This is a genomic window from Pandoraea thiooxydans (assembly GCF_001931675.1).
In the GTDB taxonomy this organism is placed as follows: domain Bacteria; phylum Pseudomonadota; class Gammaproteobacteria; order Burkholderiales; family Burkholderiaceae; genus Pandoraea; species Pandoraea thiooxydans.
The window spans coordinates 373,443-387,872 of sequence record NZ_CP014839.1 but is presented as its reverse complement, the minus strand read 5'-3'; the positions used below and the strand labels follow the sequence as shown (position 1 = coordinate 387,872).

The following is a 14,430-nucleotide window of genomic DNA, read 5'->3' as shown; positions in this document are numbered from 1 at the left end:
AGACACGGAGAATATCCATGTTGTGGGAGAAAAAGCTCGAAAACTGGGTTACCGGCATCAAACAATCGTCCAATCTGCCAGTGCGTCTAGCGTTGTGGAACGGACAACAATACGATTTTGGCCACTTTGAAGCACCTCAGGTCACGCTGCGCGTGGCCGGGCCCAGCGCGGTAACCCGCCTGCTCACGCCGAGTCTCGACAATCTGGGCGAGGCGTATGTGAAGGGCGAGATCGACATCGAAGGCAGGCTCACCGACGTGATCGACATGGGCTATGCGTTGGCCGGAGGCACGGTGAGCCCGACCGGCAAGTTCGGCCGGATCACCCGGCACTTCACGCACAGCAAGCAGACCGACAAGCGCGCCATTCAATTCCACTACGACGTGTCGAATGAGTTCTACCAGCTCTGGCTGGACAAGAACATGGTCTATTCGTGCGGCTATTTCGAAAACGGCGACGAAGACATCGATACCGCGCAGCTGAAAAAAATCGATCACATCCTCACCAAGATTCAGGTCCAACCCGGCCAGCAACTGCTCGATATCGGCTGCGGCTGGGGTGCGCTGGTGATCCGCGCGGCGCAAAAATTCGGCGCCAGGTGCCTGGGCGTCACGCTCTCGCAAAACCAGTTCGATCTGGCCAACGAACGGATCAAGGCTGCAGGGTTGCAGGACCGCATCGAAATTCGCCTGCAGGACTACCGCGATCTCGAAGGCCAGTTCGACCGCATCACCAGCGTCGGCATGTTCGAACACGTCGGGCGCAAGAATCTGGTGACCTATTTCAGCAAGATGAACGCCTTGCTCAAGGACGACGGCGTCGCCATGAACCACGGCATCACGTCGACCGACCCGGACAGCGGCGAGACAGCGCTGGGCGGCGGCGAGTTCATAGACAAATACGTCTTCCCCGACGGTGAACTGGCGCATATCAGCATGGTGCTCGAAACCATGCAGCGCGGCGGCCTCGAGCCTTTCGATGCCGAGAGCCTGCGACGCCATTACGCGCGCACGCTCACGCTTTGGGCCGAGCGCTTCGAAACACACACCGACCAGATCAAGGCGCTGGTCGGCGAAGAGCGCTACCGAATCTGGCGGGTTTATCTGGCCGGCTGTGCCTATGCATTCGAGCACGATCACACGTCGCTGTTCCAGGTCATTTGCCGCAAAGCCGGCCAGCCTGCCAGCCGGCTGCCCTGGTCGCGCCGCTACATTTACGGCGCATAAGGCAGTGCGCGGCAGAACGTGAGTCAGTTCGACCTGTTCGGATCGGCGCATGCCGCTGCCGCGCCAACTGAGCCAATGGATGCGGCCGATGGTTCGCCGGAGGTGATCGCCGTCACGAAAACTCCGTCGCCCCGGCGAGGCGCTGTCCTGCCCGCACCTGCCGACACTGCACTCCTGAGACTCGCCGCAGCCTTGCCCGCGGGCCTGCATCTCGGCACGTCTTCCTGGTCATTCCCCGGCTGGCGGGGCATCGTATGGGATGACGATTACGCGGAAACCAAGCTCGCGCGGCAAGGCCTCGGCGCCTACGCCAACCACCCGCTGCTGCGCTGCGTCGGCATCGACCGGTCGTTTTACGCACCGCTGGCCCTGGCCGATTACCAGCGCTATGCCAGCCAGGTGCCGGCGCATTTCCGCTTCGTCGTAAAGGCGCCGAGCCTGGTGTGCGACGCCACGGTACGCAACGACAAGGGCCAGGGTGTGAGCGCCAACCCTTGCTTTCTGGACGCCACGCTGGCTGTCGACAAATTCGTCACGCCCTGCCTGCTGGGGCTGGGCGACAAGGCGGGAGCGCTGGTGTTTCAGTTCTCGCCATTGCCGTCCGAGTGGCTGGGAACCGGCCACCGCTTCGCCGAGCGACTCGGCGAGTTTCTCTCCGCCCTGCCGCCGTTGGCGCGCTCGCCGTCCGGCACAGGACCATGCTATGCGGTGGAGATCCGTGACGCGACGCTACTCACGCCCAGACTCATCAAGACATTGCGTCAGGCAGGCGTGCGCTACTGCCTGGGATTGCACGCGCGCACGCCGAACGCCGCCCGCCAGGCCGCGGCGCTGGCGCTGCTCGACGAGCAGGCAGCCGGACCGCTGGTGGTGCGCTGGAGCCTGAACAGTGCGCATCGCTACGAACAGGCCAAAGCGAAATACGCGCCGTTCGACAAGCTGGTCGATCCTGATCCCGATACACGCCGCGTGCTGGCGACGCTGGCGGCGCACTATGCGCGCGCCGGCCAGCCGGTCTACCTGGTGGTCAACAACAAGGCCGAGGGGTCGTCGCCGCTGAGCTGCCTGAAACTGGCAGAGGCCGTAGCCGATACGGCTACGACGCCTTGAGGCGCGAGGCGAATTTGGCGCGGAATTTCGCCAACTTCGGTGAAATCACCACGGCGCAATAGCCCTGTTGCGGATTTTCGCGATAGTAATTCTGGTGATAGCCCTCGGCAGGCCAGAACTCGGCCGCCGGCACCACCTGCGTGACGATCGGACCGGGGTATAACTGCTCTCGCGTGAGTTCCGCAATCAGCTGCTCCGCGACTTCGCGCTGTGCCGGCGAGTGATAGAAAATCACCGAGCGGTATTGGGTGCCCACGTCGTTGCCCTGCCGGTTCAACGTGGTCGGATCATGCGTGGCGAAGAAAATTTCCAGGATCTCGCGGTAACTGATCACCTGCGGGTCGAACGTCACCTGCACGACTTCGGCGTGATCCGTATCGCCGTCACACACCTGGTGATACGTCGGCTGCCGCACATGCCCGCCGGCATACCCCGAGACCACCCGCTGCACCCCTTCGACCTGCTGGAATACCGCCTCGGTACACCAGAAGCAACCGTTGCCCAAGGTCGCCGTTTCAGCAGAATCCGTCATGATGCCCTCTCTCTGGCTGACACGAAACGCCTATTGTCGCCCAAGCGGCGATTCCTGGCAGCAAGCGTTGCGCCGGTGGGCCGCCGCGCCCGCGCCGGTGCGTTACCCCTTCGCGAGTTCGTCGCGCAGCACTGCCTTTTGCACCTTGCCCAGCGCGCTCTTGGGCAGCGCCGGCAGGAACACGATACGGCGCGGCAGCTTGTAGCGGGCGATACGCTCGCCGAGAAACGCCAGTACGGCATCGGCATCGAGCGACCCGGCCTGATGCAGGCTGAGCACCGCGACCGGCACTTCGCCCCAGCGTTCGTCGGACACCCCGATTACCGCGCATTCGGCCACGCCGGGCAATCCCACCAGCCAGTTTTCGATCTCGGCCGGATAGATATTCTCGCCGCCGGAAATGATCATCTCCTTGCTGCGGCCGACGACCTCGTAATCGCCCTCGGCGTCGCAGCGCGCCAGATCGCCCGAGTGAAACCATCCATCGACGAACGCCGGATGATCGGGCGCGCCCCAATAGCCTTGCATCAGATTCGCACCGCGCACCCAGATCTCGCCCACCTCACCGGGCGCGACATCCTTGCCGTGCCGTACCAAGCGGATTTCGACGCCAGGACACGGCATGCCGGTACTGCCGGGTTTGCGCATGGCCCGCGCGAATTTGAGCACGATCGACACCGGCCCGGTCTCGGTGGCGCCATAGACCTGCCCGAGCGGGACGCCGCGCTCGTGGAAGGCATCGATGTAAGCACGCGGCACGACCGACGAGCCCGCCATCACGCCGCGCAATGACGAGAGGTCCGCGTCGGCCCAGCCGGCATGACCGAGCACCGCGCGCAGCGTAGCCGGCACCATCAGCGACAGCGTGGGACGGTCGGTGCGCACTGCATCGAGCCAGGCGCCCGCGTCGAAGCGCGCGTGCAGCGTCACGCTGGCGCCGCACAACAGCGCAGGCAGGGTCTGGATGCACAGGCCGCCGACATGAAACAGCGGCAGCACCGACAGCACGTGATCGGCCGCGCTCATATCATGCGCCCACCAGCTCGCCCGGGCGTTGGCCAGCAACGCGGCCTGTGTATGCACGGCCCCCTTGGGCTCGCCGGTGGTACCCGATGTATATGCCAGCAATGCCGGCGTATGCGGGTCGACCGGCGCGTACGTCAGCCCCTTTGGCGACGGGTGAATCACCAGGTCGTGAATCGAACCGATTTCCAGCGCATGCAGGCCCGCCAGGCGCGCCTGCAGCGCCTCGGCCTGGGTTCGATGCGCCTCGTCGAACCACAGCACACGCACGCCCGCCTGTTGCACGATCGCGGCCAGCTCCGGCAAGGCCAGCCGGATATTGAGCGGCGCGAGCATCGCACCGACTCGCATGCAGGCAAACAGCAGAGAAATCTGCAACTCGTGATTGAAGCCGAGGCACGCCACCCGATCGCCGGGCGCGATCCGCCAGGTCTCGCTCAAATGACCGCTGATACGCTCGATGCGCCGCCACATCGTCGCGTAGTCGAAGACCGCCGCGGCCTGGCCGTCACGCGCCGACACGCAGCGCACGGCGATTTGCTGCGGCGTGCGCTGCGCATGTTGTTCAATCAAATCGGCCAGACTGTTCATCGAGTTCCCTTGCACCGGTTGGATCATCGCTCGGCCAGTTCAGGCCGGACTGTCGTCGCTCTCGCCCGGCTCGTACAGCGCCTCGCGGCCGATCCGGTCGAGGCACAGTTCGGCCGTCCAGGGCAGCATCAGGGCGCCACAGCGCGAGTCGCGGTAAAGCCGTTCGAGCGGCAGCGTCTTGAGCATCGACTGGCCGCCGCACGTGCGAATCGCCAACTGGCACAACGCATTGGCGTTTTCCATGATGGTGTATTGCGCGGCATAGGCCCGCAAGCGCGCCTGCTTGCCCGGATCGATACGCGCGTCCTGAATCGCCCGCAGGAACAGCGCCCGTGTCTGTTCGAGCATGATATGCATCTGCGCCACGGCAATCTGCTTGGTCGGGTACATGCGCCGCTTGACGGGGGCACCCATGCCGGGCGCCTCGCCGCGCAGGTACTGCACCGTGAAATCATAAGCGGCTTGCGCAATGCCCATATAGGTAGGCGCCAGCGTCATGAACATGTGCGGCCAGCGGCCGGCGGCCTGATAGTAGACGCCGCGCGGCATCAGTTGCAGCTCATCGGCGACGAACACGTCCTTGAAGATAAGCGTGCGCGAGACGGTGCCGCGCATGCCCAGCGGGTCCCACTCGCCAGTCACGGTCAGGCCGGGCGCATCGCCCGGCACCGCAATGTAGAGCGTATCGCGCATGCTCGGCGCGGCGCTTTCCTCAGTGCACAGCACGCCGTAGTAATTGGCGGCACCGGAGAGCGAGGCAAAAATCTTGCGACCGTTGATACGCCAGCCGCCCGCCACCTTGGTCGCGGTGGTGCCGAACGGCGCCTTGCCGGCAGCCGCGGCGCTGCCCTCGGAGAATGGTTGGGCATAGATCGCGCCATCGCGCACCACCCGCTCGAAATGGTGTTCCCGGTAGCGCAGGTGCTCGGCCCGCTGCGCGTCCGACATATCGAGATCGTCCGCCAGAATGCCGGTCCACATCATCGAGCAGCTGTGCATGTTGAACGTCAGCGCAGTGGCGCCGCAATGACGTCCGAGTTCGGCCGAAACCATCATGTAGGTCGCATAGTCCGCTCCCAGGCCGCCATGTGACTTGGGAACGCACAAGCCCAGCAAGCCGGCGGCGCGCATGTCATGGTAGTTCTCGAACGGGAACGACGCCTCGCGATCCCACCGCGCGGCGCGCGGGGCCAGCGACTCGCGGCCGACCTGCTCGGCCAGTGAGAGCAGATTCTGTTGTTCGTCGGTCAGGGGAAAATGTTCGCCGACGATCGAGCGTGACGGAGATGGCAAGACAGCCTCCTACGAAAAACGGGATGGACGCGGCGGCATCGGCGATGTCGCCGAGGCTGCCGGAAAGTGCCGGGACAGAAATGCGAGCACCGCCGCGTTGAATGCGGCCGGCGTCTCGAGGTGCGCCAAATGGCCGGCCTGCGGCAGGCAAACGTATTCGGCGCCGGGGATGCGTTGTGCGATTTTCTGCAGCACCGCCGGTGGCGCGTTGCCGTCGTTTTCGGCGCCCAGCGCGAGGGTCGGCACGGCGATGCGCGGCAAGTCGGCGCGACGATCGAACGCGACCAGCGCTCCGAGTGCGGCGCGGTAGGTCTCGGGAGGCACCGCGCCCATCGCGGCAACCGCGGCGGCGATGGCTTGGGCCGATGCGGTGGGGCCGACCATGCGCGCCACCAGATCCCGGGCAAGCTCGCTCATGCTGCAGCCCGCATCGAGGGGGGCCGTACGCTGCCGCACGAAATCCCGCTGCCAATCGCCGTCGGGCCGTCCGAACGCCGCCGAGGTAGCGTAAAGGATAAGGCCATCGGCCCTGCCCGGCGCCAGTGCAGCGATTGTCTGCGCCACCATGCCGCCCATGCTGTGGCCAAGCACCACTGCGCGGCGCGCGCCGACGATATCCATGCATTGCACACAACTGAGCGCGAGTTGCTCGAGCGTGTATGGTTCGACTGTCGCGCTGGCGCCGTACCCTGGCAGATCGCAGGCCACCGCGCAGTAACCGGCCCGACCGAGCGCATCGACCAGCGCCGGCCAGGTGTGCCGATTGCCGCCGATGCCGTGCAACAGAAAGATTGCCGTGTCGCCATCGCCGGTCACGTCGAACGCCATGCCGGATCGGGGCAGACTGGAACTCATGCGAGATCTCCCTGCAGCACGCCGTCGCGCACGATCACCTCGTCGTCCAGCGCGACCGTGCAGTGGCGCAGCGGCAGGTCGAAGTGCCCGAGCGTATGCCGCCCCGCCACCTCATTGGCGCCGGTCGAATAGAGAAAGTTGCCCGCGAAGGCGCGCTGCTCGGTGCCATTGCAGTCGCGCTTGTCATAGCAGGCCAGCGACTCCCAGCGCGCTCGCGGATTCATGCCCCAGCCGACGTGCGACACCGCATAGGCGTCGCGCTCGCCCCATGCGGCGAAATATTCGCGCATCAGATCGGCATCCAGCCCATGGCCGTCGATATCGGTCACGTAGTCGTCGCGTATGCTCAGCACCACACGCTCGCGCAAATAGCGCTTGAAGGTCAGATTGATATCGCCGGGCGCCAGCACCAAAGTGCCGTTCACACTGCCCGCGGCGGGAAAGGCCAGCACCAGGCCGCCGGGCCAGTGCGCGACCTGGCCGGGTTTGGCGCACCACCCCCACACGCCGCCCACGCGAGCGCCGCCCAACGCGACATCGAGCGCGGTGCCGGCGCTCGAGCTCACACGCATCCGGCCGGCAGCGCGCAGACGCCTGATGCCCTGGCGCACCTTGGCCTCGAGGGCGGGGTCGGCCGCGCATCGCTCGAGAATCTCCGGATGTTCGTTGGAAATCATCAGCACGCGGGCCCCGCCGGCCAGGATCGCCGGTAATTCGGCCGCGTGCAGCAGTCCCTCGACGGTGCAGTCCACCACCAGCGTCGAGGCCTTGAGCGCGGCGATCACCGGGGCGAGTCCCTGCAGCGCATCGCTTGCCCCGGTCGAGCGCACCGGCACGGGTGCACTCTGCGCGGGCGATGGCATCACAATACGATAAGGCCGCGCGCCGAGCCGCTCCAGCGCCAACTGGGCCAATTCCACGTTGACGGGGCGGGATTGCGATTCGGCTACAATCGCCACCGCATCGCCCGGCTGGATATCGCACAGGCGCAAGGTCGCGGCGAACGCCTCGATCCATTTATGCTCGATACGCTCGATCAGCACGTCGTCTCCTGATGGCAGCAGCGCCCGGCCCAGCGAGGCAGGTCATGGCCGCGCGGGTAACGGAACGCTTGTCGATCTATTATCCACGTCATAGTATATGAAAGATCATATAAATCAACTCGCCGCAAGGAGTCTTCCGTCATGAGGCGCGCCGCCGCTCCCGACTTCGACGACGCCAGTTTCAGACGGGCGCTGGGGCAATTCGCAACCGGCGTGACAGTGATCACCACGCGCGCCGACCACGGTCAACTGATCGGCATCACCGCCAGTTCATTCAATTCCGTCTCGCTCGCGCCGCCGCTGATTCTGTGGAGCCTGTCCAGCGCCGCCGGCAGCATGCCGGTGTTTCGCGACAACTCGCACTACGCGGTCAACGTACTGGCGTCCTCGCAACTGGATCTGTGCAGGCGTTTCGCCACGCTCAAGGGAGATCGTTTCGCCGGTGTTCCCTACACGCTGAGCGCGACCGGTGTACCGGTGCTCGACGGCGCGCTGGCGTGGTTCGAATGCCACAACCGCAGCCGTTACGTCGAGGGCGATCATGTGATTTTCGTCGGCGAGGTTGAGCGCTGCGGCGTCCATCCGCATGCCGAGAACGTAGCGCCGCTGATCTTTCATCGCGGCGGTTTTCACGAACCCCAGTCGCTCGATTGATATGAAACATCCTGAGCGCTCACCCTTCATCGACGACTATTTCGCCTACCTGCTGGCGCGCGCGAGCACCCTGGTCTCGCATGAATTCCATCAGGAAGTGCAGGCAGCCGGGCTGGCCGTCTCGGAATGGCGCATCCTGGCCACGCTCTCGGACGGGCGCGCCTGCACGATCAGCGAACTGGCCGACATCGTGCTGGCCAAGCAGCCTACGGTGACCAAGGTGGTCGACCGGCTTGAAAACGCGGGCCTGGTGATACGCCAGCCCGGCACCGTCGATCGCCGTCAGTCACTGGTAAGCGGCACGCCCGCCGGCCGTCGCCTGGCCGCACCGCTGGTGGCCAGCGCCAAGGCGCACGAGGAACGCTTGCTGCAGCGCTTCGGGGCAACCGAATCGGCGCAGCTCAAGGCCACCCTGCGCGCGCTGATCGACGAATTGGGCCCGCGGCGCGCTTAGTGCCCGCTCAGGCGCGAGCCACGGCCGATAGCAATTCGGCCGGCACGCCGATTTCATCCTTGAGTTTTTGCAAGACGATATTCGAGCGGATGTCCATGACGCCAGGTGCCTTATAGAGGCGCTGCAACACGAAATCGGAATAGTGCTTCAAACTCGGCGTGAGCACGCGCAGCACATAGTGGCTCTCGCCGGTCACCACGAACGCGCCGACGACCTCAGGCCACTCTTGAATGGTGCGCGCGAACTTCTCGTGCCAGCTCTCCAGGTCATGGCGCAGCGACACGTGCACGAAGGCCTCGAGTTCGAAACCCAGCTTCTCGTGGCTCAGGCATGCCTGATAGCGGGCAATCACCCCCTGCTCCTCGAGCAGGCGCAGGCGTCTGAGACACGCCGACGGCGACAGCGCGATATGCTCGGCCAACTCGAGATTGCTGATCCGGCCGTTGGCCTGCAATAACGACAGAATCTTGCAATCCAGCGTGTCGAGGGAAATCGATTGCATATTATTTCTTAAAACAAAATAAAAAAAGAATTATATTCGAATCAATCGAATTTAATTAGATCATTTAGCAAGCACTTTCGAATAATTTTCTTCTATCATGCGCTAACAATTACATTTCTTGGCAGGTTTGCGCATCGTGGACACCCCCCGCAAAATTTGGGATATCAGCCCTCCCGTCAATCCACAGACACCGACCTGGCCGGGCGACACACGCGTGACGGAAGAACGCGTATGGACGATGAGTCCCGACTGTCCGGTCAATGTCGGGCGGATCACGCTGTCGCCGCATACCGGTGCCCACACCGATGCCCCGCTGCACTACGATGCCGCCGGTGACGCCATCGGCGCGGTCGCGCTGACGCCGTACCTGGGGCCATGCCGCGTCATCGATTGCATCGGCGCGCAGCCGCGCGTCGAGCCCCATCACCTGGACGGCCACTTGCTCGATGTTCCGCCGCGCGTGCTGCTGCGCACGTACGAGCGCAGCCCGGCCGATTGGGACGAAGCGTTCTGCGCCGTGGCGGCGGCCACTATCGACCTGCTCGCCGCGCACGGCGTGCAGCTGATCGGCATCGATACCCCGTCGCTGGATCCGCAAACCTCCAAGACCATGGATGCGCACCACCGCGTGCGCGCCCATCGCATGGCGATCCTCGAGGGCATCGTGCTCGACGGCGTCGCGCCCGGCGATTACGAGTTGATCGCCCTGCCGCTCAAATTCACCAACCTCGACGCCAGTCCGGTCAGAGCCGTACTGCGCGCGCTTTGAATTTCTTCGATAAGGAAAATGCCATGACGATAACCCGCCCCGATTGCGAGCAACGAGATCGCGACGACCCGCTGGGCGCGCTGCGCCAGCACTTCGATCTGCCCGAGGGTGTGATCTATCTCGACGGCAACTCGCTGGGCGCGCTGCCGCGCCAGTCGGCCGCGCGCGCGCAGCAGGTCATCACGCAGGAATGGGGGAACGGCCTCATTCGCAGTTGGAACGACGCCGGCTGGTTCGCGCTGCCGCGTCGCCTGGGCGACCAGCTGGCGCCGCTCATCGGCGCGGGCGCCAATGAAGTCGTGGTCACCGACACCACCTCGTCGAATCTGTTCAAGGTGCTTGCCGCGGCACTGCATCACCAGAAGCAGCATGCGCCGCAGCGCAAGATCATCGTCTCCGAACGGAGCAACTTCCCCACCGATCTGTATATCGCCCAAGGCCTGGCGAACCTGCTCGACGACGGCTATGCGCTGCGCCTGATCGATGCGCCGGAGGAACTGCCGGCGGCATTGCGCGACGACGTCGCCGTGGCGCTGCTCACCCATGTCAACTACCGGACCGGCGCGATGTACGACATGGCCGCGCAAACCTCGCTCATCCAGGCCGCCGGCGCGCTGGCGATCTGGGATCTGAGCCATTCGGCCGGCGCCGTGCCGGTCGACCTGAACGGCGCGGGCGCCGACTATGCGATCGGCTGCACCTATAAATACCTGAACGGCGGGCCCGGCGCGCCGGCCTACGTGTGGGTGAATCCGCGCCATCAGGCGACGTTCTGGCAACCGCTGTCGGGTTGGTGGGGGCACCGCCAGCCGTTCGCGATGCTGCCCGACTATCAGCCCGACGAGGGCATCGGCCGTTACCTGTGCGGCACGCAGCCGATGGTGTCGCTGGCGCTCGTGCAGTGCGGGCTCGATATCTTCGGCAAAACCGACATGCGGGCGATCCGCGCCAAATCGCTGGCGCTGACCGATCTGTTCATCGAACTGGTCGAGCAGCACTGTGCGGACTTTCCGGTGACGCTGGTCACGCCGCGCGCGCACGACATGCGCGGCAGCCAGGTGAGCTTCGAGCATCCGCAAGGTTTCGCCATCGTGCAGGCGCTGATCGCGCGCGGCGTGATCGGCGATTACCGCGAGCCGGGCATCATGCGCTTCGGCTTCACGCCGCTTTACACCCGCTTCGCCGACGTGTGGGACGCGGTCGCCATCCTGCGCGAGATTCTCGCCACGGGCAGTTGGGATCGGCCGGAATTTCACCGCCGCGGCGCCGTTACCTGATCGATCGACCGAAAACCCATCTCCTGCGGAGTAAAAAAACCATGAATCACCCGTCCACCTCTCACGGGGAAGACAAGGCCGCCGAGGGCGGCTGGCACAGCGCGAAACTGGATTTTTCGACGTCCATGAGCTACGGCGACTATCTGTCGCTCGACGCGATTCTGTCGGCGCAGCACCCACGCTCGCCTGACCACAACGAGATGCTTTTCGTCATCCAGCACCAAACCACCGAGCTGTGGATGAAGCTGGCGCTGTTCGAGCTGCAGGCCGCGCGCGAAGCGGTGCGGCAGGACGACTTGCCGCCGGCGTTCAAAATGCTGGCGCGCGTCTCGCGCATCATGGAGCAATTGGTGCAGGCCTGGAGCGTGCTGGCGACCATGACGCCATCGGAATATTCGGCGATGCGCCCGTATCTGGGCACCTCATCGGGCTTTCAGTCGTATCAGTACCGCGTGCTGGAATTCATACTCGGCAATAAAAATGCCGCCATGCTCAAACCGCACGCGCATCGACCGGACCTGCTCGCGCAGGTCCAGACCGCGCTCGAGACACCGTCGTTCTACGACGAGGTGGTTGCACTGCTGGCGCGGCGCGGCTTTGCGATCGCACCAACGCGCCTGGCGCGCGACTGGACACAGCCGACGCCGCACGACGCATCGGTCGAAGCCGCATGGCTGGCCGTCTATCGCGACCCCTCGCACCACTGGGACCTCTACGAAATGGCCGAGGAACTGGTGGATCTGGAGGATGCCTTTCGCCAGTGGCGCTTTCGGCACGTCACCACCGTCGAGCGCATCATCGGCTTCAAGCAGGGCACCGGCGGTACGAGCGGCGCGCCTTACCTGCGCAAGATGCTCGACGTCGTGCTGTTTCCCGAATTGTGGCAGGTACGCACGGCGCTATAACGCTTAGCGATGGCCGCTCAGGCGCGCGGCCATCGCCTTCAGGCGCGGACCGATTTCAAGGCGGAATTTCTCCTCCGGGATCGACGAGGCCGGTCCGCTGCAGCTGATCGCCAGCCAGCGCTGCTGGCGCGTGTCGCGCACCGGCACCGCGACGGCGTTGACGCCCTCGTGCCATTCGCGGAACGAATAGCAGCAACCGTCGCGCTGAAACGTCTCCACCGCCCGCTCGACCCCCGCGCTCAGTTGCTCCCAGTTATCCGGATGCGCCTTGCGCAGTGCCGCAAGCGTCGCGCTGCGCTCGCCCGGCGACATCACTGCCAGGCAGGTGCGGCCCATCGAGCTGGTCAGCATCGACAGGCGCGAGCCAGCGGTCAGCCCGAGCGTGAGCGCGGCCTCGCTGCGGATCGTCTCGAGATAGACCATCTCCAGGCCTTCCCGGCAACCGAGCGATACCGCGCTTTGCATCTCGCGGGCCAGCGCGCGCATGTGAGGCCGCGCCAGCGTGAGAATGTCGGCGCCGCCGAGGAAAGCATAGCCAAGCGCCAGCACGCCGGCATCGAGCGCATATTTGCCGACGTCGGCGTCGTAGCGCAGGTAACCGAGTTCGGTCAGCGTATACACCAGCCGGCTGATGGTTGCCTTGGGCAAACCGGTGCGATCGGCGATCTCGCGGTTGCCGAGCAGGCCATCGTCGGCGCCGAAGCAGCGCAGCACGTCGAGGCCGCGCGCAAGCGCGGTAACGAATTTGCGCTCGTCCACCGCCGCGGCATCGATTTGTGGCAGACGCGCCAACGCTTTCATAGTGACTCCCTCCGACAGGTTATTTTGCGTTTGTCGCACAAATACTTTAGTGCTAAACTAAAACGGATTTCAGAACATTGTTCCGCATTGCGGAACTTCCGTCAAGCTGCAATTTTTCATTTGATGCCGAAGGAAAAAGGAGAGTGGGTATGAGTCAAGCGCAATTTCACTGGGAAGATCCGCTGCTGCTGGACATGCAGCTCACCGAAGAAGAGCGGATGGTGCGCGACGCCGCACAGGCCTACGCCCAAGACAAATTGGCCCCCCGCGTGCTGGAGGCGTTTCGTCACGAGCAAACCGATCCGGCGATCTTTCGTGAAATGGGCGAACTCGGCCTGCTCGGCCCGACCATTCCCGAGCAATATGGCGGCCCGGGGCTGAATTACGTCAGCTATGGCCTGATCGCGCGCGAGGTCGAGCGCATCGATTCGGGCTACCGCTCGATGATGTCGGTGCAGTCCTCGCTGGTGATGGTGCCCATTCATGAATTCGGCAGCGAAGCGCAAAAACAGAAATACCTGCCCAAGCTGGCCACCGGCGAATGGATCGGCTGCTTTGGCCTGACCGAACCGAATCACGGGTCCGACCCTGCCGGCATGACCACCCGCGCGAAAAAAGTCGCCGGCGGCTACGAGCTCAGCGGCAGCAAAATGTGGATCAGCAATTCGCCGATCGCCGACGTGTTCGTCGTCTGGGCCAAGCTGCAGGGCGACGACGGCAAGGAAGCAATCCGCGGCTTCATTCTGGAAAAGGGCTGGAAGGGTTTGAGCGCACCGGCGATTCACGGCAAGGTCGGCCTGCGTGCCTCGATCACCGGCGAAGTGGTGATGGATCAGGTGTTCGTGCCGGAAGAGAATCTGATGCCCGGCGTGAGTGGCCTCAAGGGTCCGTTCACGTGCCTGAATTCGGCGCGCTACGGCATCGCATGGGGCGCGCTTGGTGCGGCCGAAGCCTGCTGGCACACGGCTCGCCAGTATGTGCTCGACCGGCATCAGTTCGGCCGCCCGCTCGCGGCCAACCAGCTGATTCAGAAAAAGCTGGCCGACATGCAGACCGAGATCACGCTGGGTCTGCAGGGCTGCCTGCGGCTGGGCCGCATGAAAGACGAAGGCACGGCGGCCGTCGAAATCACCTCGATCATGAAACGCAACTCATGCGGCAAGGCACTCGACGTGGCCCGCCTGGCGCGCGACATGCTGGGCGGCAACGGCATCTCCGACGAGTTCGGCGTGGCACGCCATCTGGTCAACCTGGAAGTCGTCAACACCTACGAAGGCACCCACGATATCCATGCGCTTATTCTGGGGCGCGCGCAAACCGGCATCCAGGCGTTTTTCTGAAGCACCAATAAAAATGGCCCACCGTGTCAGCGGTGGGCCCGAAATACGGCATGGA

Annotated in this window: 15 protein-coding genes; 8 read left to right on the top strand and 7 right to left on the bottom strand. The window is 64.4% G+C overall.

The genetic code is table 11. The features are described 5' to 3' along the window. Positions 1–17 precede the first annotated feature (17 nt). Positions 18–1,226 carry an SAM-dependent methyltransferase gene (locus tag PATSB16_RS01815; RefSeq protein WP_047216178.1) on the top strand — a complete coding sequence of 403 codons (1,209 nt, stop codon included), beginning with the start codon at positions 18–20 and terminating at the stop codon, positions 1,224–1,226. An 18-nt stretch (positions 1,227–1,244) separates the two neighbouring features. Further along, complete coding sequence (locus PATSB16_RS01810) at positions 1,245–2,336, top strand: DUF72 domain-containing protein (RefSeq protein WP_047216177.1); 1,092 nt, start codon at positions 1,245–1,247, stop codon at positions 2,334–2,336. On the opposite strand, the gene msrA is transcribed toward PATSB16_RS01810, so the two are convergent. The 5 genes from msrA to PATSB16_RS01785 all read right to left on the bottom strand — a co-directional run bounded on the left by msrA (position 2,323) and on the right by PATSB16_RS01785 (position 7,673). Next, positions 2,323–2,868, bottom strand: a complete 546-nt coding sequence (gene msrA, locus PATSB16_RS01805) for a peptide-methionine (S)-S-oxide reductase MsrA (protein ID WP_047216176.1) — start codon at positions 2,866–2,868, stop codon at positions 2,323–2,325. The two genes, PATSB16_RS01810 and msrA, sit on opposite strands and share 14 nt — an antisense overlap. Positions 2,869–2,970: 102 nt before the next feature. Further along, positions 2,971–4,482, bottom strand: a complete 1,512-nt coding sequence (locus PATSB16_RS01800; protein WP_047216859.1) for a class I adenylate-forming enzyme family protein — start codon at positions 4,480–4,482, stop codon at positions 2,971–2,973. A gap of 39 nt (positions 4,483–4,521) precedes the next feature. After that, on the bottom strand, positions 4,522–5,775 hold the full coding sequence (locus PATSB16_RS01795) for an acyl-CoA dehydrogenase family protein (protein ID WP_047216175.1): 1,254 nt from the start codon (positions 5,773–5,775) through the stop codon (positions 4,522–4,524). Between the two features lie 9 nt (positions 5,776–5,784). Beyond that, positions 5,785–6,630 carry an alpha/beta fold hydrolase gene (locus tag PATSB16_RS01790; RefSeq protein ID WP_047216174.1) on the bottom strand — a complete coding sequence of 282 codons (846 nt, stop codon included), beginning with the start codon at positions 6,628–6,630 and terminating at the stop codon, positions 5,785–5,787. Beyond that, positions 6,627–7,673 (bottom strand): 2,5-dihydroxypyridine 5,6-dioxygenase NicX family protein, encoded by a 1,047-nt coding sequence (locus tag PATSB16_RS01785; protein ID WP_047216173.1) that lies wholly within the window; start codon positions 7,671–7,673, stop codon positions 6,627–6,629. Before PATSB16_RS01785 ends, PATSB16_RS01790 begins: the two co-directional genes overlap by 4 nt. 141 nt (positions 7,674–7,814) lie before the next feature. Between PATSB16_RS01785 and PATSB16_RS01780 the strand changes: the two genes are divergently transcribed. Beyond that, entirely contained in the window at positions 7,815–8,327 is a 513-nt protein-coding gene (locus PATSB16_RS01780) for a flavin reductase family protein (protein WP_047216172.1), read from the top strand. Position 8,328: 1 nt separating this feature from the next. Then, entirely contained in the window at positions 8,329–8,781 is a 453-nt protein-coding gene (locus PATSB16_RS01775; RefSeq protein ID WP_047216171.1) for a MarR family winged helix-turn-helix transcriptional regulator, read from the top strand. A 7-nt stretch (positions 8,782–8,788) separates the two neighbouring features. Here the strand turns inward: PATSB16_RS01775 and PATSB16_RS01770 are convergent, their stop codons facing one another. Then, the gene (locus PATSB16_RS01770) at positions 8,789–9,283 is read right to left on the bottom strand and encodes an Lrp/AsnC family transcriptional regulator (RefSeq protein WP_047216170.1); all 495 of its coding nucleotides are present in this window, start codon (positions 9,281–9,283) and stop codon (positions 8,789–8,791) included. A 154-nt stretch (positions 9,284–9,437) separates the two neighbouring features. On the opposite strand from PATSB16_RS01770, the gene kynB reads away from it, so the two are divergent. Genes kynB through kynA form a run of 3 tightly spaced genes read left to right on the top strand, consistent with a single transcriptional unit; the run spans position 9,438 to position 12,234 of the window. Beyond that, positions 9,438–10,052 carry an arylformamidase gene (kynB, locus tag PATSB16_RS01765; RefSeq protein WP_418303889.1) on the top strand — a complete coding sequence of 205 codons (615 nt, stop codon included), beginning with the start codon at positions 9,438–9,440 and terminating at the stop codon, positions 10,050–10,052. Between the two features lie 23 nt (positions 10,053–10,075). Further along, positions 10,076–11,329: a kynureninase gene (gene kynU / locus PATSB16_RS01760; protein ID WP_047216169.1), complete on the top strand. Its 1,254-nt coding sequence runs from the start codon at positions 10,076–10,078 to the stop codon at positions 11,327–11,329. Positions 11,330–11,352: 23 nt separating this feature from the next. Then, positions 11,353–12,234, top strand: coding sequence for a tryptophan 2,3-dioxygenase (gene kynA / locus PATSB16_RS01755; protein WP_047216857.1), 882 nt, complete (start codon positions 11,353–11,355; stop codon positions 12,232–12,234). 3 nt (positions 12,235–12,237) lie between these two features. Here kynA and PATSB16_RS01750 read toward each other — a convergent pair whose 3' ends face one another. Next, the gene (locus PATSB16_RS01750) at positions 12,238–13,035 is read right to left on the bottom strand and encodes an IclR family transcriptional regulator (RefSeq protein WP_047216168.1); all 798 of its coding nucleotides are present in this window, start codon (positions 13,033–13,035) and stop codon (positions 12,238–12,240) included. Positions 13,036–13,184: 149 nt separating this feature from the next. Here PATSB16_RS01750 and PATSB16_RS01745 point away from each other — a divergent pair, with 149 nt between their 5' ends. Continuing rightward, positions 13,185–14,375: an acyl-CoA dehydrogenase gene (locus tag PATSB16_RS01745; protein WP_047216167.1), complete on the top strand. Its 1,191-nt coding sequence runs from the start codon at positions 13,185–13,187 to the stop codon at positions 14,373–14,375. The last annotated feature ends 55 nt before the right edge of the window (positions 14,376–14,430 follow it).